Genomic DNA, 19,190 nt, shown 5'->3' on the forward strand with positions numbered 1-19,190 from the left:
CTGCGGCCTCTACCTCGGCGACACTACGGCCTGGCTCGACCCGCCACCCCCGACGAATTAACGGGCGCGACCACTAGGTGAGCGATCCGTCTTCCTTCGAGACACGCATCCATGCCGAAGGTCTACGCTCGATCGCCGCCAAAGAGATCAAGAGTGCGACGGCGGGGGACAATTCACCGATCGATGCTCGCGCATTTCAGGTGGGGCCAGAAAGTGTACTGGCTGCCGGGCAGGTCGAGATCGCCCGGCCGATTCACCGGCTACAGCTCCCGCGAGCGGGTAATTTTCTCGGGCGTGATAAGGCCCTGCGGCGATTTGACCATCTGCTCACCGACACGGCCGAGCATGTAGTGGTCTCCCAGGTCGTCTCCGGCATGGGTGGGGTAGGAAAATCAGAACTCGTCCGGTGCTATGCGCACAAGCATCGAAACCGCTATCAGGTGGCCTGGTGGGTTACTGCCGACTCACTCACCAACCTGCAGCAGGGATTCGCCGAGCTGGGGACAGAGATCCACCCGCCGATCGGATTGGTCGGGCAGACCCAAGAAGCCGCGCGCTGGGCACTGGCGTGGCTGCGCGCTCACCCCGGATGGCTGGTGGTGCTGGACAATGTCGAAGATCCCACCCAGGTGCGGCCCTGGTTAGATGAGTTGTCCGCCGGCCATGTGGTGATCACCACGCGACGCAACGCAACGTGTATTGGCCCGGCGCCGACACCGTGGTCTTGGACGTGCTGGATCCGAATCTGGCCACCGACCTGATCGCGCAGACAAGCGGATACACCACAGCCGATGCCCGTAAGACGCTGGATGCGATCACCGAAGAACTAGGGCGTCTACCCCTTGCTCTGGAACAGGCCGCCGCCTACCTGCGCGAATCACCCATGACCAACCCGCAGACCTACCTGGAAGACCTACGCCGCCATCCCATGCGCATGTACGGCGAGGCAAACGAAGGCACACTGGCAGAGCGAACCATCGCTCGCCTGTGGGACACCCACCTGGCTATTTTGCAAGAACGTGACGCCGCTCAGCAACTCCAGAGTGAACATCTCCTGCGCACGCTGGCCTGTTACGCGCCCGACAACATCCCAGTCACGCTCCTCAGCAGTGGCTCAGACGACTGGGCTACGCGGCAGGCGTTGAAGCTCCTGACCTCCTACAACATGATCACATATGCGAGGGTGGGCGAGGACGCGACCGCATAGGTCAGCGGTCCCCAACTGTTTGCCTGGGAGTATGTGGGCTTGTGGCGGATTCGCCAGCGATAGACGGTGCCGTCGACGCTGATCAGCCTGGAGCCCTTCTTGGGGATCGCCACGGAACCGGCCTCCTGCCTTGTTTCGTCTATGCGCCGTGAGAACACCGAAGACAGCGACAGGTAATGCGAGACGCTCGCCAGCGTAGCCATCGCTCAGTCTCATGATCGAGCAGTTTTCGCGCAGCCGGGGCCCGGCGGTGACAGCCCAGCAGATCTGGAAGCGCAGGGCACATTCAGGGCACATGAGCACGAGAAGCAGCGCGAAACGATGAGAACCAGTGAACGCCAAAAGCCCAGCCCAGGACACCTTCCAGAAGATCACCGCAGGTCAGTCGCCATGACGGATCAGATCTCGATGTACTAGGACCCGAGGCTTCCCGGGCAATCGGGCGCGCGCCTGCCTGTCGGCGTACGGGGACGATGCCACATCCCGCCGCGAGCGAGGCGGGTCGCCCCGGCCGTGATCACTCGGCGGGCCGAACCTGGGGAGAACCCTCCACAATGCTCCAGAGCATCGCGTGGAACTTCGCGTGCTCGTGTTGCGGGATGGCGGCGAGCCGGCGGCCGATCGCGGTCTCCCGGGCGACGGAGACCTGGGCCTTGACATCGACGCCCTTCGCGGTTGCCTCGGGGATCCGTACCCGGCGGTCGCGCTCGGAGACCTTGCGGACGACGAGGCCGCCGCGTTCCAGGCGGTCGAGGATCGACACCAGCGTGGTCTTGTCGATGCCGAGTTCGGTGGCGATCTCCATCTGGGTGCGTTCCGGGCCGTCGGAGACCAGGGCGAGCACCAACCAGTCGCGGAGATCGGCCAGTCCGGCCTCTCTTGACACCTCGTTGAAGGCATCAGCCAGCACCGCGGCGGCGCGATGGGTCAGCCATGTCAGATCGGCGTGCGCCACGCTCGAAGCGGCAGCCTCGGCGTCGGTCTCGGTCTCGTTCTCGGAGAACATCTGGTCATCCTACGGCAAACCGTCGCTGATCGGATTAACTTGATTCGGATAATCCGATGTCGTACGTTCTTGCCTGGGATGGAACCATCCCTAGAATTGTGGAGATTCCATGACCATCGATACCGACCTGGCTGCCCGCGTCCGGCGCCTGGAGGACCGCGCGCTGATCAGCGAACGCGTCATCACCTACGCGGTCTCGGTGGACCGCCGGGACTGGGCGCTGTTCGAGGACTGCTTCACCGAGCAGGTGCGCGTCGACTTCGGTGGCACCACCGCGCACCTTGGCCGCGGAGAACTCGTCGCGTTCGTCAGAGCCGCGCTTGACGGCTTCACGGTGACCCAGCACCTGAGCCCGAACCACGTCATCGAGTTCGATGACGACGACGAGGACCGGGCCGTCTGCCATTCGTACATGTACGCGCAACACCGGCTCGACGGCTCGGAGAATGGGGAGTTCTATCTGCTACGCGGCTCTTACACCAGCTTCATGCGACGGACCGCCGACGGCGGCTGGCGGATCGAAGAGATGATCCAGCACCGCAGTTGGGAGGAGGGAAACACCGGCGCGGTGGATGAGGCGAGGGCCCGAGTCCTGGATTCCGCCTGAGACGCGGTGCCATTCGATCGTCGTCTGATCGATCGCGTCGGGCGGTGTGGCGAGATACCCCACCCGGCTACTCCGTCGGCGAGGCCTTTCGCCCATTGAACTACATTGTCTTCGGGTGGCTGAGCAAGCACCCATGGAACGGCGCGGAAACCATCGCGCATGAAGGCGGGGAACATGTCCAACGAGCACAGCATGTCGGTGACCGACAAGGTCCTGGCTCTGCTCGGAGCGTTCTCCTACGAAGCTCCCGCGCTGACGCTCACCGAACTGTCGAGGCGGACGGGCCTGTCGCTGCCCACCGTCCATCGTCGTGCCGCCGAACTCGTCGAGTGGGGGGCTCTGGAACGCGGACCCGACCGTCGCTACAGGGTGGGCCTGCGACTGTGGGAGGTGGCCACCCTCGCGCCCCGCGGCTTCGCCCTGCGGAATGTCGCCCTGCCGTTCCTGCAGGACCTGTACGACGCCACGAAAGAACAACACATCCATCTTTCTGTGCGGGATCACCTGGACGTCGTCTTCCTGGAACGTCTGAGCGCGCCCAGCGCCCCGCAGGCCGACAGCCGGGCAGGGGGCCGGTTCGGCGCGTTCGCCACGGGAGCGGGGTTGGTATTGCTCGCCCATGCCCCTGGCGACGTACGAGAGGAATATCTGAGCACCCCACTGCGTCGCTACACCAAGAACACCGTTACCGACCCCGCCCGGCTCCGCTCCATTTTGGCCGGTGTCCGCAGGGAGGGTTATTCCACCAGCGAAAGAATGGTGAGGTCGGACATCCACTGCGTCGGGGCGCCGGTCTACGGGGCGAACGGTTCGGTGGTGGCAGCCGTGTCCATTTGTTTCCGGGTGGGCAGTCAATCCCCCCAGGCGCTTGTTCCTTCCATTCAGGCGGCTGCCCGAAGAATTTCCCATGCCCTCCGCTGACGAACCTGAACAGCGCCCATTTCAAAGCCGCGATTCTGAGGGCACCCCCGCGGGGTGAATGACAAACGCGACCCCCGATGATCGTTGGTTGTCTACGCCAGACGATCAAGAACAGGGGCCGCGCTCGCGTGCGTCATCCCCGATCGACGTGCTCGACCGCCACCTGGAGCATGTCACCGTCACCGACCCACTGACCGGCCTGCTCGATCTGCCGCCCCTGGCTGCGCTGCCGGATGCGGTGTCCGACCCGCGCGGCCGCCGGGGACGCCGACGGCCGTCTCAGCATGTCAGCAGTATTTGACAGAATCGAACATGTTTTTGACTATGTCGTGAGTGACGGATGAGTGGTACGGCCCGCGAAGGGCCCACAGGGGAGCCGTACCGATCCAGGACTTGACCGACACACGTGGGATTCCCGGCACGTCGGACCCGTTGGCCGGTTGCGGATCGGCGCAGGCTTGGGACCACGGCGTTCGCCACCGGGCGGCGGCCGAGGAGCCACGGTCCCGGAAGGCGTCCTGTCGAACTACGACGTCGCCGGCCTCCGTCGACTACGAACGGCGATCGAACAGCACCGCCGGGCGGCCTCGCTGTTCCCCGTGGGGCAGTCGACGCGCCGGTCGGCGGAGTGCGTCGGGCCGACCGGCGATGCCATGGCTTGGTGCTCGTTGTCAGCGGGTGGTTGCGGCGGCCTGTTCGATGAGGTTGGTGACGATCTCCGGGTTGACCACCTGTGCGGCGTGGGGGGTGTCGGCCTTGACGGTGTGGGCGCGGGCTCGGGCGGCCATGAAACGCTGGGCTGCCGGGGGAATCAGGTGGTCGTCGTTGGAGACGAGATACCAGGAGGGAATGGTCTTCCACGCGGGCGCGCCGGACGCTTCGTCGAGGGCGTGCGGGGCGGCGGGGCTCTGCGTGGCGGCGAGCTCGGCGGCGACCTTGTTGCCGAGGCGGTCGCTCAGGAACAGGTCCCGGTATTTGTCGGCCCTGGCATACAGGTCGACTCCGGTGCTGCCGTCGGCCAGGGTGAAGGGGACGGGGGTGAGGGCGGTGGGGATGGCCGCGTGGGGGTCGGTGGTGATGTGGGTGCCGGGGAACTTCGCGGTCAGGTCCACGACGCTCTCGCCCTTGTCCGGCGCGAAGGCCGAGATGTAGACCAGGGCCTTGACCTTGGCGTTGTCCGTGGCGGCGTTGGTGATGACGGATCCGCCGTAGGAGTGGCCGACCAGGACGATGGGGCCCTGGATGGTCTTGAGGTAGGAAGCCAGGTAGGCCGAGTCGTCGGAGAGGCTACGCAGGGCGGTGGGAGGGGCGGTGACCGGGTATCCCTTGGTCTGCAGGCGCTTGATCACGCCGCTCCAACTGGCCGGGTCGGACCAGGCGCCGTTGACCAGGACGACGGTCGGCTTCGGGGCCGAGGCCGTCTTGGGGGAGGACGCGGCCGACGCGAGGGGGGTCATGCCGACGGCGAGAGCGGCCCCGGTCGCGCCGACGACGGCGATACGGAAAGCATGACGGTTGAACATCGGTTTCTCCTTGTGAGATGGGTCATCGCTTGTTGAGCGCGGATATGCCTGTCCGCGGAGGCGCGCGGCGGTGGAGATGGATCAGCCGGACCATCGCTCCCTACGAGCCGCCCCTGATGCACGTCGAGCGCATCCTGCGGCGCTTCTCCAGAGTGTCGGCGGACTGGCCCCGTCCGCATCCGTCGAATGGCCACCGGAAACCCGCACTGTCACGCTGCGCCGGACAGTCATTTCAACAGCCCACCGGTGTTTCCACAGGTCAGCCGTACCCGACGCGGGCTTCGAAGGCGGCCCGCCCTGGCTTTCGCCCATGTCGGGCCGGCCATCGTGCCCTCCGTGCGCGTGAACGAACCGAGGCCCCGCCTCCCTGGGGACTCACGACGGTGTGGGGCCGCCACGGGTCACCGCCGAGACGCGTGAGACGGCGATGGGCGTCAACACGAGCACGTCAGGTGTGTGACCGCTTATGCGTAGCCCGGATCCCGCGCAGCGTCCCGATCCCCGTTCGCGGGTCCTTGGCGACCGGCTGGGAATTCCGGCGGGTGGTGCTCGACGGCCATGTGCGCAAGACGCCGTACCCACCACGACCGTCGAAATCAGTGTGCTGACGGCGTTCGGGGTCGGAACCCCGGTGCCGAGCGACATTCACGCGCCCCTGCCGCGAGGCGGCGTGAGCCGCAGTCTCTCGCGCAGTCGTTTGACTTAGGCGGGCCGGCCCCCGCAGCACCGACACTGGCCACGTGGTCAGGTGCGCGTCGCACCTGTCGGGCAGGGCCTCACCTCCCCCCGTCGAGTGGACAGCTCGGGCGGGGGGCGAAGTGCCCCGCCCACCGCGTGACGAACGTTGGGCGAGGTCTCGTATGGAAAGCAACGTGGACGGGCAGAGATCGGTGGCGACCGCGACGGAGAACGTGAGATGTCAGGCATCTGCCGGTACCGTTCCACAGCCCGACGCTCGCCCTGCCCACGGTCGCCTCGCCGCTCCCGTCATCCGCTGGGGAGCATGATGTCGAAGATCGTTCTTGTCACCGGGGCTTCCAGCGGTCTCGGGGCGGCGACCGCGCGGGCACTGGCCGGGGCCGGTCACATCGCCTACGCCGGAATCGGGCCCGCCTCCGGCCGTTCACCCGGCGGCCTCGCCGAGTTGGACGGGGACGTCCGCACGCAGGGCACGCGGCTGCGTCCCCTCGCACTCGATGTCTCCGATCAGCGCTCGGTCTCCGCCGCGGTCAGGGACATCACCGCGGAAGCCGGACGAATCGATGTGGTGATCCACACCATGGGACCTGTACCCCGGGGACCCGTCGAGTCCTTCACCCCCTACCAGTTGGCGCAGATCTACGACGCGCATGTGCTGTCCACCCAGCGGGTGAACCGTGCCGTGCTGCCGCAGATGCGCGAGCGCCAGGACGGCCTGCTGGTCTGGGTCGTGCCCTCCGGCCACCGTACCGATGTGGCTCCCTACCTCGCCCTGCACTCCGAAGCCGTCACGGTGATCGACCATCTCGCGGCGAGCTACGCGAAAGAGCTGACCGGCTTCGGGATAGAGACCTCGATCGTCGTTTCCGGCTCGCTCATGCCTGGCACCGACCAGCACCCGCACCTGGTCTATCCGGATGACACCGAGACCGCCGAAGCGTATGAGGGCCGGTATCCCGGTCTGGTCCACCACGTGGACGTGACCCTGGCGGAGCAGGCCGGCACCCACGCGGACGTCGCCCAGACAGCTGAGGCCATCGCGGCCATGGTGGACGGCCCGAAGGGCAGCCGTCCGCTGCGGGTCACCGCCGGTCCACCCGGCGACGGACCGGGGAGCGGCAGCGCGGGCAACGGCGGTTGGGCAGACGGGCGTGCGTAGGCAGACGGGCGTGCGCCGGAAGGGCTACGCCGTTGCCCGCAGGACCGGCCCTGGAAGCTTGCTCCGCTTGGACGCACACCTCCGGTGTCATTCGTCCAAGGCCGAAAGCGCGTCGCGGAGCGCGGCTCGGGAAGTGATCCCGAGCTTGGGAAAGATCTGGTAGAGGTGCGCGCCGACGGTCCGGTGCGAGAGATAGAGCCGCTCGGCGATCTGCTTGTTACTCAGGCCGGATGCGGCCAGATCCGCTATCTCCCGCTCCTGCGGCGTGAGCACCCTGCCGCCCGCGGCGGCGGCTCTCGGCGCGACCCATCCGGTGGCACGCAGTTCCTTGGACGCCCGCTCCGCCCAGGGACGGGCACCGAGCAGGGTGAAGGCGTCGCGTGCCAGACTCAGCGGCCCCCTGGAGTCCGCGTTCGCCCGCGCTCGCCGGAGCCTTTCACCGTAGGCGAGCCGCACCCGCGCCAGATCGAACGGCCACCGCTCGACGCCCGGCACGGCCAGCGCCGTGTCGAAGAGGCGTACCGCCTCCTCGTCCTCGGCGGCACACAGCGCCGCTGAGCCGCCGACGAGAAGAGCGAGCCGTGGGGAGAGCCCCCCGATGTCGCTCTCCCGCATAGCGTGCACATGGGCGACCGCCTCCGCCCGGCGGTTGGTGCGGACCGCGGCTTCGACGAGGTCCATCGCCACCCACAGGGCGTGCGGGACATGGGAGGCGAAAGTGCCCGCGGGGCTGATCGCCGTCGCGTGCTGATAGGCGCTTTCGAAGTCGCCGCGTCCCAGATCCGCGACCGTGCGTACCTGCCGGGCGTAGTGCAGCGCCGTCCCGACCCCCCGAGGCGTCGCCCAGCGGGTGATCTGGTCGGTGAGGAACTTGACCGTGTCGTCGCCCCCGCGAGCAGCGGCGATGACAGCTCGGCAGTACCAGAAGTACCAGGTGAAGAACTGGTAGCCGGAGTCCTCGCACAACTGGAGTCCTTCGTCGGCCAGCTCCACGCACTCGTCCCACCTGCCGGTCAGGTAGTCGTCCAGGCACAGGTGCATCAGCGCGCCAAGGTGTCTGCGCGCCGGGCCGCCGTCCCGCCCCTGGAGGACGACTTTCCAGGAGGGCTCACGAAGGTCTGCCAGCCGGTCGAGGTAGAGCGACGCGGTGCCGATCCGGACGATACGGCCGGGGTCGGTCTCTTCGGGAAGTTCGCTGAGGACAGACTGCAGCTGTTCCAGAGCCGCAACTCCCGTACGGGCCGGGTCGGAGAAGGTCTTGCCCGCCACGGACAGCAGTGTGGGCGGCTCCGGTTGCAAGCGGGCGACCGCGGTGTAGAAGGGGGCCCACATCTCCGCGCGACCGCTGAAAAAACACAGGAGCAGCAGCAGGTGGACCGCCTCAATGAGGGCGTTGTCCTTGGCGTCGTACCGGTGTGTGCCGGACTCGATGGCACCCACCAGCAAGCGGTGAGCGGTGTCGATGTCTCCGTCACCGTTGATGATCAGGTAGACGGTGGCGGCGGCGGAGTGCAGGGAGCCCGTCAGGTCCGAGTCCGCCCGGCGGGCGTTTTCGAGCAGCTCCGACGCGCCGCGCAGTTCCCCGGTCGCGTCGGCGCCGATGTAGGCGGCCTCCGCCAGGCGGCGGGCACGGTCCGAACCGCGGGGGCTCAGATCGGCGGCTCGCACCAATGCCGCCACTGCCCCGACGGCGTCTCCGCGCGCCGCGATGAGACGCGCGGCCTGTTCCAGCAGGGCGGCCACCTGCTCGTCCGGCTCGACGGACGCCTCCCCCAGATGCCAGGCCCGGCGCTCGGGCTGATGCGCCAGTACGTGGGCCAGGGCACGATGGGCCGCGCGGCGCTCGGCGCTGGTGCAGGCATCCACGACCGCCGAGCGGATCAACGGGTGACGGAAGACGAGCCGCCGGGTGCCCTCGTCGAAGTTCACCAACTGGTCCCGCTCGGCAGGCGCGAGGTCATCGAGATCGGCGTCATGGCCGGCCTGCCGCGCCGATGCCTGCAAGACCCCGAGGTCACCGGTTCCGTCCATCGTCGCGAGCAGCAACAGGCGCCGCGCGGCAGCGGGGAGGCTGGAGACCCGGGAGACGAACAGCGCTTGGAGCCGCTGGCTGAGCGGCAGCACCACAGGGAGATTCTCCAGCGCCACGCGCTGCTGCCCGCTCAGCGCCGTCGGCAACTCGAGCAGAGCCAGCGGGTTCCCCTCGGCCACGGCCAACAATCGCTGACGCACCCGCTCGGCAAGGTTGGGGAAGCGTGCGTCGAGCAGGGCTCTCGACGACTTCCCGTCCAGCGGCGCCACCTCGTACTCAGGCAGCCCGCCACGATTGAAGAAGGTCTCACTCCCCGAGCGCATGGCGCCGAGGAAGCCGATACGGCTGCCGTCGAGCCTGCGCGCGACAAAGCCCAGCACGGCGGCGCTGGACCGGTCCACCCAGGGCAGGTCGTCGATGATGAGAAGCAGCGGGTCCGCGGTGGCCACCTGGCGCAGGAGCATCAAGGTCGCGCTGGACACGACAAGCCGGTCCGGTAGTGGTCCGCTGCTGAAGCCCAGCGCGACACGCAGGGCTTCGCTGTGCGCGCTGTCGAGATCGCCGAACGCCTCGGAGAGGGGGAAGAGGAGCTGGTTGAGTCCGGAGTAGCTCACGTCGGCTTCGAACTCGACTCCGGCGGCACGCAGGACACGCGTTCCGGTCGAGGACGCGGCTTTCGCCGTGGCATTGAGCAGGGCCGTCTTGCCCACTCCCGGCTGTCCCGACAGCAGGAGCGCCCTGCCGTGGTCGGTGGCAGCGAGGAAGTCGCGTATGCGTCCGACTTGCTTGGCGCGCCCCACCAGGGCATCGGTGGCGCCGTGTTCAAAAAGGTCGCTGTAGCCCACCGGGTCACGCTCCCATCAACCGTCCGCGCCGAGCTGGGGTCCCACCGAAGCGCCGCATTATTCGAAAATCTGAATCACGAGAAGGCGGTCATGCTAACCGCTGGCCATCACATAGCAGAAAACCTTTCACTGGATGAAAGTCCACACCCATCGGACGCCAGAGCAGGGCAGGATTGGCCGGTAACCTCCTTGGCGCAGGAACGGTGTCGGGCCACGCGGAGGGTGCCTCGGCGGCCGGTCGTGATCGGTCGAGCCGCGGCCCGCCGACACGGCGGGCGGCCGAGTCCGGGCCGAGCCGGTCACGTCGGCGGGGCGTCCTGCGGATTCGCCGGTTCCGGGCCGGGGTCGGCGCCGCCGTCCGCCGAGGTCCGCGTCTTCTTGCGGATACGGGAGGCGCGCAGGTTCGCCAGGTTGCCGCAGGTGCGTACGTTGTGCCAGACGCCGCTGCCGTTGCGGGACGCGTCATAGAAGGCGGACCGGCACCCGGGCTCGCGGCACAGCTTGAGCTGGGACCACGTGCCGGCCCGCTGGGCGAGCAGGATCTCCGACCAGACGGCCGACTCCAGCCACCTGCTGCCCGCGCCGAAGGGGACCATCTCCACCTGCCCCTCATCGCTGGAGACGAGGCTCACCTGGGCGCGCTGCTCGAAACCGGCCGACGTGCCGACCATGCCGGCGGGCCGCTCACCGACGGGAACCGCGAGCATCTTCTCCACGATCGCCCTGAGGTCCCGAAGCGCCTCCAGGTCGGCCTGGAATAGCGACAGTTCGGGGGGATCGAGTCTCCGGCTGCGGGCCCATTCCCGAGCGGCCCCCCGTAGCCACTCCTCCGCCGACGTGCGCCAGGTGAGCAGATCCAGGCCGCCACGTGCGACGGCATGCGTGTTGACCAGCTCTTGGACCAGCGCGAGCCCGGCAGGAGCGGTCCTGGCCTCAAATCTCTCAGTGGCTACCCATGACATAGGTAAAAGTGTATTTGGCTATGTTGCCGGATGAAGGCGTGCATCTTCGGCAGAAGTTGAACGCCTCGCACTTCTGTCGTGCGCGATGGAGCACCCCAACTGTTCAAGGAGTCGGGATTCTCCGGCTCCGGCACCCACGGCGCCGCGAGGGCCGCCCTGATCTCGGCAACCGACACGCTCCGGGTGGAACTCGCCGCGCAGGGCACCCAGATCCTCGGCGTTCAGATGGCTCTGACCGACACGGAGTTGGTCAGTCAGTTGCTACCCCCGCGTGAGCGCGGCATCACCCCGTGCACGTCCGGCGTCGGCCTGTGAGCAGACGATCACTCCGCGATCACTTCGTGCAGGCGTCGTGCCTGGTGGAGCAGTTGGCTTGAGCCCTTGCGCGCGGCCAGGTCCCCCAGCTCCGGTATCTCGCCTCGCGCCCCGGCCAGTTCCGCCGCCCGAACGGCGACCTTGAGCAGCTCGCCCAGCCCGGCCCTGGCCTTCTCACCTGGCCTGGGCAGCAGCAGCGGGATCGCCTCCGCCAGGGCGGACCACACCTCGGTGTGCGCCCCGGCCGACGTGACCTCGTCGAGTACGCCGGTAACCCGATTGAGCTTGACCTGATCGCCTCGGACCATGTGGCCCACGGCCCGGCCGAGGTCGGCCGCCGGCAGGTCGGCGTACGCGGCCAGGGTGGTGATCGCGTCAGCGGCGAGCGCCCGCTGGGCGGGGAGCTGATGGCCCATGCCGATGACGATCGTGCTGGCGGTCGCGATGCCCGCGGGGCCGCCGGTGTGCGCCAGGGCGGCCACGACCTCAACCTGGCCGTCGGTGCTGTCCATGACCCACGGCAGGCACGCGAGGACGTGGGCCGCGACGGCCTCACGGTGGGACGGCATGGTGGGCGGCCACCACACCATGTCTCGGGAGAAGGGGGGATAGCCGGGCTTGGGGTTCAAGGTCCAGAGTTCGGCAAGCTGCCCGGAGACCCCCTCGGGCGGCGTGAGGCTGGCATGGGCCTCCTGCAGCGACTCCCGGTAGTACTCCGGGCGGTCGAATGCCAGAAGCTCCCACGTCACAACGGGCTCGGGCAACCCGCCGTCGCGCAGGCAGGCGGCCAGCCGCCGCCCCGCCTGTGACGGCAGTTTCTCCGCCCGCACCACCAGCCCAGGATCGATGTGACGCGGCAACCGCAGCAGCGCCTGCAGGAAGTCGGACTCCAGCGGCTCGGTGTCGCCCAGCTCCTCCATGCGCGCGATCAGGGGGGCGGCGTCGACGTGCCCGGTGGGCGAGGTCGGCGTGGCCAGCAGCACGGGGATCGACTCGCCCCGTTCGAACAGGGACATGACTTCACGGAAACGCCGCTGGACGAATCGCTGCGGGGCGGGTTCGGAGCTGGACCAGCGATTGCCTTCGCTCAGCGCCGCGGTCAGAACGCGGCTGTCGGCGGGCGAGACGATGGCCAGCGCGCAACGCGCCAGCAGGAAACGGATGTGCTCGTCGAAGCCGGAAACGCCGTGCGCGTACGTGTGCGCGTCGAACGGATGCCCCCAGTTCGTCTTCCACCAGGATTGCAACCCCGCCACGACGGAGTCGCGATCCTGGTGGGTCAGCCTGACCAGAGCGGCGAGGATGCGCTCGAACTGCGCGGGCACCTCCGGCCAGAGCGGTGCGGCCAGCTCGGCGGCCAGTTCCTCGACCGAGACCATGGGCGGGGCCAGGATTGGCCGCGGCGTCGCGGTCAGCGTGGCGGCGGCCACGGTCTCCGTCTGGATCTCCTCCACCGCGCCGAAGGCGGTGGCTATCCGCTCGCGCAGGTCGGCAGGCAGCCCGGCGGCCGCCTCGCGGATCGCCTCCCTGTCGGGCTCAGCGGTGTGCGGGGCGAGCTTGACCGCGACACGCACCGCACGTTCGCGCAGGCCAGGCGTGTCCACGTCGAAGACGGGCACGAGCGCGGCCACCGCAAGGGCGCCCCTGGACGGTGACGCGGCGGCGATCCACTTCACCGCGGCCGTCATGTACTTCTTCTCGGGCCGGTACGCCAGCGCCTGGACCGCCTCGGCGAACAGCTCCCCATTGAGCGCCGACTCCGCCCTTCGTAACTCCTCCAACGCGAGCTGCACGACAGGCGAGGACCCGGACGGCAACATCCGTACGAAGTCGGCTACCGGGATCTCGGCCACCTCCGGCTCCAGCTGACGCCACAGCGCGACGAAGGGAGCCGCCTCGGCCGCGTCGGCTCCGGTCAGGAACCGGCTCGCACAGCCGTTGAGCAGAACCTGGCGCGGCACGCGGCCCGTCCCGGCCATCGCGACCAGCTGCCCGAGGATGGTGCGGTCCTCTCCCCACTCCTGGTCCCAGGTCAGCCCGTCCGCCACGCCCTGAGCCTGGAACAGGCGTGGCAGCATGTGATCGAGCAGCCGATCGTCGGCGAGCACCTGGTTCCGGTTCATCCGCTGCCGCTCGGCCTTACGCAACACCCATCCGGACACGAACGCGTCGTTCTCCGGCGGCTCCGCGCCCGTCTCGATCACCAGCGCCGCCGCCAGATCCCAGTTTCCCAGCGCCTGTATGCGTCGCCACGTCGAACCGGTGGTCGGCCCCAGCCGCCGCACCAGGCGTACGGCCAGGTCGCGCCGCCACGCCTCCGGCCTGTCGCTCAGCACGGACATGACGCGCGCGGCGTCGGCCTCCGGCTCCACCTGGCGCAGCTCACGCCGGTTGAGCCAGCTCGCCACCTGTCCGGCTCCGCCCAGGCAGGCCGCTCCGGCCAGACGGTAGAGGGGGGCCAGCTCGCGTACCCGCCACTCTGCCTCGAACCCGGAACGCCGGCGTTCGCCCAGGTGAGCGGGCAGGTACCGGGCAACCGCACGCTTGTCGTCGTCACCGAGACCGTTCAGGTACGTGACGAGGTTCGCGGCCGAGCCTGCCTCGATGCGGTCGAGCAGCTCCTGGACGGCGTTCATGCGAGCGCCTCGCGTGACATGATGTCGATCATGGGCCGCAGCCTATTGATTCGCACCGACAATCAGGCATCGACGGTCAATTCAGTGGCGGGCCAGGCCACGAGGTGATTCCCCACGTCACCGGCTTCCGTACGCCGGGTGTCATCGAGAGTTGTGTCACCAGATATACGTGATCACATAAGCCCGGTTCAGCAGCCTGGACAACGGGACGAAATGGGCTTAATGGACACTCATTGTGAAGAAGACATCCCATTTCGAGTGGCTGCTGCGTGTGCGGCACGAAGCTAGGGCTGCCCCTCCCGACAACCTCCAGGTGTGGGACATACGCGAGATGATCGAAGTACGGCGTCCATCGGGTCACGTCCAGCGGAGTGGTGTACGAGTTGATCTCCGCATCTCCCGGGGAAAGGCGGCGAAGGCCGGCAGTTCTTCCCGGGCGGTGTCCAGATGCTCACACGCGGCCGGATACTTGGCCTCCAACGCCTCGATCACCCACGCGTGCTGGGTGCGCACCTGCTCGGCGGTGGGCTGATCGAAGACGGTGCGCACCAAGGTCGCCACCCACGGCTGCGCCGATTTGGAGACGGTGGTGAGCAGGTTGCGCAGGTAGTGGGTGCGACAACGCTGCTGGCCAGCGCCGGCCGCGATCGCGCCGTCGGGTTGTGGGACGTCACCGACCCAGGTCACCCGGCGGCCCTGGGTTCACCGGTCGCCGGTCGCCGGTCACGACAACACCGTGGGGCTCCGGTCTTCGCGAACCCTCAGGAGCCTTCGGCCCGAGACGCGCGACCCCAGGTGGTGGAAGCGCACCCGGCCCCCTCGGCTCCGGCCTTCCCGCCTCCGCCAACATAATCCCCTGACTCCCTGCAGGAAAAGTCTTGATTTGCGGAGTAGATCACTTTTACAGTCGAAACGTTGTCCCATTCACTGGCGCTTACTGATCTTGTGAGGCTTACGTCCCGTTTGTGTGGCTTGTTGGACGGCTGCACGTCGATCTCTGTCGTCTGACCGGCTTCCCCTGCCGCTGATCGCGCTCTGACGAGCGCTCGATCCCCTTCACCTCCCACCCCACTCCTCCTTCGCATGCCCTCTTTCGCATGCCCTCTTCCGGAGCCTTCCTCATCGTGAAGAGATTCTCTTTCTCCCTGCAGTTGCTGCTCGGCCTGGTCGTGGGCGTGGCCCTCGGTTTCGCCGCCCGCATCTGGGACCTCGCCTGGCTGGCCACCCCCCTCACCGAAGTCGGAAAAATCTTCGTCCAGCTGCTCAAGCTGGCGGTGCCGCCGCTGGTGTTCACCGCCGTGGTGGTCAGCGTCGCCAACCTCCGCAACGTCAACGGCGCGGCCAGGCTGGCAGGCAAGACGCTGTTCTGGTTCCTGGCCACCGCGCTGATCGCCGTCATCGTCGGCATCGGCCTCGGCCTGATCATCAACCCCGGCCAGGGCCTCACCCTGAACACGGCGGGCGCGAAGGCGCCCGAGAACGTCGGCACATGGGTCGACTTCCTCACCGGCATCATCCCGACGAACATCGTCACGGCGTTCACCGAGCTCAACGTCCTCCAGATCGTCTTCTTGGGGATCGTCCTCGGCGCGGCGGCCATCGCGATCGGCGAGAAGGCCGAGCCGTTCATCGACTTCAGCCGCTCGATCCTCGAACTGGTCCAGAAGGCGCTGTGGTGGGTCATCCGCCTGGCCCCCATCGGGACCGCCGGCCTGATCGGCAAGTCGGTCGCCACGTACGGATGGGACCTGCTCGCACCGCTGGCCAAGCTCACCCTCGGCGTCTACGTCGGCTGCCTCATCGTCCTGCTGGTCGTCTACCCGATCACGTTCTTCCGCAACGCGTGGCCCGCGATCGAGCTGGCCTTCGTCTCCCGCTCCTCGGTCGGCACGCTGCCGCTGACGCAGAAGGTCACGATCGAGCGCCTGGGCGTCGACCGCGACTACGCCTCCTTCGCCGTGCCGTTCGGCGCGACCACCAAGATGGACGGCTGTGCCTCGATCTACCCGGCACTGGCGGCGATCTTCGTGGCGCAGGTGTTCGACATCCCGCTGGGGGTCGGCGAGTATCTGCTGATCGCGTTCGTCTCCGTGGTCGGCTCGGCGGCGACGGCCGGTCTGACCGGCGCGACCGTGATGCTCACGCTGACGCTGAGCACGCTGGGCCTGCCGCTCGAAGGCGTTGGCCTGCTGCTGGCCATCGACCCGATCCTCGACATGATCCGCACCGCGACCAACGTCGCGGGGCAGATCGTGGTGCTGGTCCTTGTCGCCCGCAGCGAGGGCCGTCTCGACGAGGCGGTGCTCGACGCTCCCCCGCAGCCGCTCGACGAGGCTCCGGTGAGCACGCCGCGCCCCCTGGGCGAACCGGCGATCGCATAACGTTCTCCACCCGGCGACGGGTCACCGGCTTCACGCGCGTCGTGACCTGCGCCGGGATGGCCTACGTCACGCTCGTCGCGGATGTCCGCTCCCGGCCGGTCGTTGGCCGGGCGGCGGCCACCGGCGAATCCGGCCAGCCGTCCGAGCCGGCGCGTGCCCCGCCCGCCACGTCACGCGCCGCTCGCTTCCCGAAGGTCCTTTCGCAGGTGGCGTCGGTAGCTCGCCGGCGGCATTCCGTACGTGCGGTGAAAGAGCCGGTTGAAGTGCGAATCGCTGGTGAAGCCCCACCGGCCGGCGATGATGCCGATCGGCAGGTTGTCCGTCAGGGGGTCGGCCAGAGCGCGGCGGCACCGTTCGAGCCGCTGTCGCTGGATCCAGCCGCTGACGGTGTGCCCTTCTTGCTGGAAGAGCCGCTGCAGGTGGCGGAGGGAGATGTGGTGGGCGGCCGCGATGTCGGCCGATGACAGCTCAGGCTCGTCCAGATGTTGTGTGATGAACGCTTGAATGCGAAGAACGAACATCTTGTCGGGATCCGTCACGAACGAGGATGGGTCTTTCTCCGCCTCGTGGGCCAGCAGGGCCGCGATGAGGTCGACGACGACGCCGGACACCCGGCACAGATCGGTCGCCGACAGATGCTCGGTCTGCGCCACCAGCTGGCGGAGCAACCCGCCGAGCAGGGCGCCGAAGCCACATCGCCCCGACATCCTCCTGCCCAGCAACCGCCGGATCATGGAGGCCGGGAAGCTCAGGGCGTCATGGGGCACCTGCACGACCAGGCCTTCGGACAGGCTACCCGGCGTGCCGGAGCCGTCGGCCGAGCTCCAGGCCCGAAACGGGCGGGAAGCGTCATAGAGCGTCAGATCAGTCGGCGCCAGGGTCGCCTCACGGTCCTCCTGCCGTATCCCCGACCTGCCCTGGAGGATGACCGAGAGCTGGTACATCCCGGGGTCGGAGCGACGGATCCGGCGCTCGGTCCTGCGCGCCTCGAACCCGACACATCGGACGTTGGACAGATGCACCGCACCGAGATCGAGCAGGCGCATCTCGGCCCAGAAATCCGCCGCGTGGTCACTGGAGGCGTCCACCGAGATCACTGATTCGGCGACCGCCTGCCACCAGAAGTCGAACCGTTCCCTGACGGGCACCCCGTCAAGTCGTACCATCGATGCACTCATCCGCCGCCCCCGGCCGACACCATTATCCGCGCCCGAACTCGATGGGAATTCGGACGTCCCCTATTCACAGACCGGATTTACCCGACCCCCCGCCCGCGGTTTTTCCAGGCGCTGTCTCCGGTCCGTGTCGATACTCGCTGCCAGCCTACACATAAAGCAAGCGTTTTTGCAGCCGACGCAATCGGCCCTGGTCGCGACATGTTTCTTGCCGCCGATGACGCTCACAGTCAAAAAAGATGACGTGCGGCGGCAATCCGCTCCGGTTTCGAGATGGCAGGCTTCCGGACACAAGGAGATTGCACGGCGCCGGGTTCGGCTCAGTTTCCGAAGTCCGCCATGGCGGCTGGAGTTCGCCCGCGCATTCATCAACCAGAGGAAAGGAGCAGAACGGTCTCATGCGTAAATTCGTTGTCACACTCCTGGTGGCCTTTGTCACCCTGGCCGGCGCGATCGCACCGGCGACGGCGGCCACCGAACCGCCCGCGAGGTTCTTGCAGCCGGTATTCGCCGGCGAGGTCGGCCCCCTCGCCTTCGACGACTGTCCGGCGGGCCGCGCGTGTCTCTGGACCGGAGACAACGCGACCGGCACCCGATGGGACGCGCCGAGCTGCGGCGACTTCAAGTTCGACTCCCGATACAACAACAATATCGAGTCCGCGCGAAATCGCGGCGGCGGCAGCGTGATCCTCTACGACGGCAGCCAGTTCAACTATCGCATCAGGGAAATCTACAACAACAGCCTGCCGATCGAACTCACCGAGGCGCAGGACAACCGGGCCACGACGGTGACGGTTCTCTGCTGATCCATTCACTCACACGTCCGACCGACAAAACGAAAGGAGCAGAACGGTCTCATGCGTAAATTCGTTGTCACACTCCTGGTGGCCTTTGTCACCCTGGCCGGCGCGATCGCACCGGCGACGGCGGCCACCGAACCGCCCGCGAGGTTCTTGCAGCCGGTATTCGCCGGCGAGGTCGGCCCCCTCGCCTTCGACGACTGTCCGGCGGGCCGCGCGTGTCTCTGGACCGGAGACAACGCGACCGGCACCCGATGGGACGCGCCGAGCTGCGGCAGGTTCCGCCTCAGCAGCGTGAACAACAACAATTTCGAGTCTGTTCGTAACCGTGGCGGCGGCAGCGTCATCCTCTACAACGGCGAACGCTATACGGAGCGCATCAGGGAAATCTACAACAACAGCCTGCCGATCGAACTCACCGAGGCGCAGGACAACCGGACGAGTTCGCTGGAGGTTCTCTGCTGATCCCGTTTCGCGACGGCGAAACCGGCCTTGAAACGCGGCCTGCGGAATATTCCGCAGGCCGCGCCGGCCGTGTGCGCCCCGATCGCGCCGCAGTCCGGCGGTGTCCGGCCCCTGGCCGATCGGCCTCATCCGCAGTGCACGCCCCAGGCCTTTCCGGCGTACCTCTGGCCGAGGTGGTCGAAGAACCCGCCGACGTCTATGCACTTCCCGCGCGCGGGGATGTAGATCGGGCCCGCGTAGTAGTGGTGGTTCTTGTCCATGCCGTCGTCCACGAATCCGGGATAGCCGTTGGTGCTCAGCTGGACCTGGAGGTGGGAGACCTTGCCGGACCACGCGCTGATCGGCTTCGCGATCGCGCAGTTCTTGCCGGTCGAGCCGCTGTACTGATCAAGAAACGTAGGCGTGACAAGCTTGTGCCCCGTTGATCGGGATCGTTTTCGCGGGTGACAGCCTGGAT

General features: G+C 67.7%; 17 protein-coding genes and 2 pseudogenes. 10 read left to right on the forward strand and 9 right to left on the reverse strand.

Annotated elements, in window-relative coordinates:
* The first annotated feature begins 77 nt into the window (after positions 1 to 77).
* Positions 78 to 761, forward strand: coding sequence for a hypothetical protein (locus ACSDR0_RS44585; RefSeq protein ID WP_435295035.1), 684 nt, complete (start codon positions 78 to 80; stop codon positions 759 to 761).
* A complete protein-coding gene (locus tag ACSDR0_RS44590; protein WP_435295036.1) occupies positions 725 to 1,207 on the forward strand; it encodes a hypothetical protein in 483 nt (160 codons plus the stop codon). The genes ACSDR0_RS44585 and ACSDR0_RS44590 overlap by 37 nt, the downstream gene beginning before the upstream one ends.
* Before the next feature lie 517 nt (positions 1,208 to 1,724).
* Here ACSDR0_RS44590 and ACSDR0_RS44595 read toward each other — a convergent pair.
* The gene (locus ACSDR0_RS44595) at positions 1,725 to 2,213 is read right to left on the reverse strand and encodes a MarR family winged helix-turn-helix transcriptional regulator (RefSeq protein WP_435295037.1); all 489 of its coding nucleotides are present in this window, start codon (positions 2,211 to 2,213) and stop codon (positions 1,725 to 1,727) included.
* 109 nt (positions 2,214 to 2,322) lie between these two features.
* Here ACSDR0_RS44595 and ACSDR0_RS44600 point away from each other — a divergent pair, with 109 nt between their 5' ends.
* Positions 2,323 to 2,820 carry a nuclear transport factor 2 family protein gene (locus ACSDR0_RS44600; protein ID WP_435295038.1) on the forward strand — a complete coding sequence of 166 codons (498 nt, stop codon included), beginning with the start codon at positions 2,323 to 2,325 and terminating at the stop codon, positions 2,818 to 2,820.
* A 174-nt stretch (positions 2,821 to 2,994) separates the two neighbouring features.
* The gene (locus ACSDR0_RS44605) at positions 2,995 to 3,741 is read left to right on the forward strand and encodes an IclR family transcriptional regulator (RefSeq protein WP_435295039.1); all 747 of its coding nucleotides are present in this window, start codon (positions 2,995 to 2,997) and stop codon (positions 3,739 to 3,741) included.
* A 133-nt stretch (positions 3,742 to 3,874) separates the two neighbouring features.
* On the opposite strand, the gene ACSDR0_RS44610 is transcribed toward ACSDR0_RS44605, so the two are convergent.
* Positions 3,875 to 4,027, reverse strand: coding sequence for a hypothetical protein (locus ACSDR0_RS44610; protein ID WP_435295040.1), 153 nt, complete (start codon positions 4,025 to 4,027; stop codon positions 3,875 to 3,877).
* 385 nt (positions 4,028 to 4,412) lie between these two features.
* On the reverse strand, positions 4,413 to 5,264 hold the full coding sequence (locus tag ACSDR0_RS44615; protein ID WP_435295041.1) for an alpha/beta fold hydrolase: 852 nt from the start codon (positions 5,262 to 5,264) through the stop codon (positions 4,413 to 4,415).
* A gap of 1,003 nt (positions 5,265 to 6,267) precedes the next feature.
* Here ACSDR0_RS44615 and ACSDR0_RS44620 point away from each other — a divergent pair.
* Positions 6,268 to 7,122, forward strand: a complete 855-nt coding sequence (locus tag ACSDR0_RS44620) for an SDR family NAD(P)-dependent oxidoreductase (protein ID WP_435295042.1) — start codon at positions 6,268 to 6,270, stop codon at positions 7,120 to 7,122.
* A gap of 87 nt (positions 7,123 to 7,209) precedes the next feature.
* Here ACSDR0_RS44620 and ACSDR0_RS44625 read toward each other — a convergent pair whose 3' ends face one another.
* A complete protein-coding gene (locus tag ACSDR0_RS44625) occupies positions 7,210 to 9,999 on the reverse strand; it encodes a helix-turn-helix transcriptional regulator (RefSeq protein ID WP_435295043.1) in 2,790 nt (929 codons plus the stop codon).
* 299 nt (positions 10,000 to 10,298) lie between these two features.
* Positions 10,299 to 10,961: a CGNR zinc finger domain-containing protein gene (locus ACSDR0_RS44630; protein WP_435295044.1), complete on the reverse strand. Its 663-nt coding sequence runs from the start codon at positions 10,959 to 10,961 to the stop codon at positions 10,299 to 10,301.
* A gap of 78 nt (positions 10,962 to 11,039) precedes the next feature.
* On the opposite strand from ACSDR0_RS44630, the gene ACSDR0_RS44635 reads away from it, so the two are divergent.
* Positions 11,040 to 11,276, forward strand: a complete 237-nt coding sequence (locus ACSDR0_RS44635) for a hypothetical protein (RefSeq protein ID WP_435295045.1) — start codon at positions 11,040 to 11,042, stop codon at positions 11,274 to 11,276.
* 8 nt (positions 11,277 to 11,284) lie between these two features.
* On the opposite strand, the gene ACSDR0_RS44640 is transcribed toward ACSDR0_RS44635, so the two are convergent.
* On the reverse strand, positions 11,285 to 13,912 hold the full coding sequence (locus tag ACSDR0_RS44640; protein ID WP_435295046.1) for a hypothetical protein: 2,628 nt from the start codon (positions 13,910 to 13,912) through the stop codon (positions 11,285 to 11,287).
* Between the two features lie 393 nt (positions 13,913 to 14,305).
* Positions 14,306 to 14,560: pseudogene (locus ACSDR0_RS44645) on the reverse strand (transposase); the annotation flags it as partial.
* 317 nt (positions 14,561 to 14,877) lie between these two features.
* Between ACSDR0_RS44645 and ACSDR0_RS44650 the strand changes: the two are divergent.
* Both ACSDR0_RS44650 and ACSDR0_RS44655 read left to right on the forward strand, forming a co-directional pair.
* Positions 14,878 to 14,940, forward strand: coding sequence for a putative leader peptide (locus ACSDR0_RS44650; protein WP_435295051.1), 63 nt, complete (start codon positions 14,878 to 14,880; stop codon positions 14,938 to 14,940).
* A gap of 96 nt (positions 14,941 to 15,036) precedes the next feature.
* The gene (locus ACSDR0_RS44655) at positions 15,037 to 16,293 is read left to right on the forward strand and encodes a dicarboxylate/amino acid:cation symporter (RefSeq protein WP_435295047.1); all 1,257 of its coding nucleotides are present in this window, start codon (positions 15,037 to 15,039) and stop codon (positions 16,291 to 16,293) included.
* Positions 16,294 to 16,463: 170 nt separating this feature from the next.
* On the opposite strand, the gene ACSDR0_RS44660 is transcribed toward ACSDR0_RS44655, so the two are convergent.
* On the reverse strand, positions 16,464 to 17,459 hold the full coding sequence (locus ACSDR0_RS44660; RefSeq protein ID WP_435295048.1) for a helix-turn-helix domain-containing protein: 996 nt from the start codon (positions 17,457 to 17,459) through the stop codon (positions 16,464 to 16,466).
* 434 nt (positions 17,460 to 17,893) lie between these two features.
* On the opposite strand from ACSDR0_RS44660, the gene ACSDR0_RS44665 reads away from it, so the two are divergent.
* Together ACSDR0_RS44665 and ACSDR0_RS44670 are read left to right on the forward strand one after the other, a co-directional pair.
* Positions 17,894 to 18,274: a peptidase inhibitor family I36 protein gene (locus ACSDR0_RS44665; protein ID WP_435295049.1), complete on the forward strand. Its 381-nt coding sequence runs from the start codon at positions 17,894 to 17,896 to the stop codon at positions 18,272 to 18,274.
* Between the two features lie 51 nt (positions 18,275 to 18,325).
* Entirely contained in the window at positions 18,326 to 18,733 is a 408-nt protein-coding gene (locus ACSDR0_RS44670) for a peptidase inhibitor family I36 protein (protein ID WP_435295050.1), read from the forward strand.
* Between the two features lie 125 nt (positions 18,734 to 18,858).
* Here ACSDR0_RS44670 and ACSDR0_RS44675 read toward each other — a convergent pair.
* Positions 18,859 to 19,190: pseudogene (locus ACSDR0_RS44675) on the reverse strand (hypothetical protein); the annotation flags it as partial.

This window comes from Streptosporangium sp. G11 (assembly GCF_051192615.1).
Classification (GTDB): Bacteria; Actinomycetota; Actinomycetes; order Streptosporangiales; family Streptosporangiaceae; genus Streptosporangium.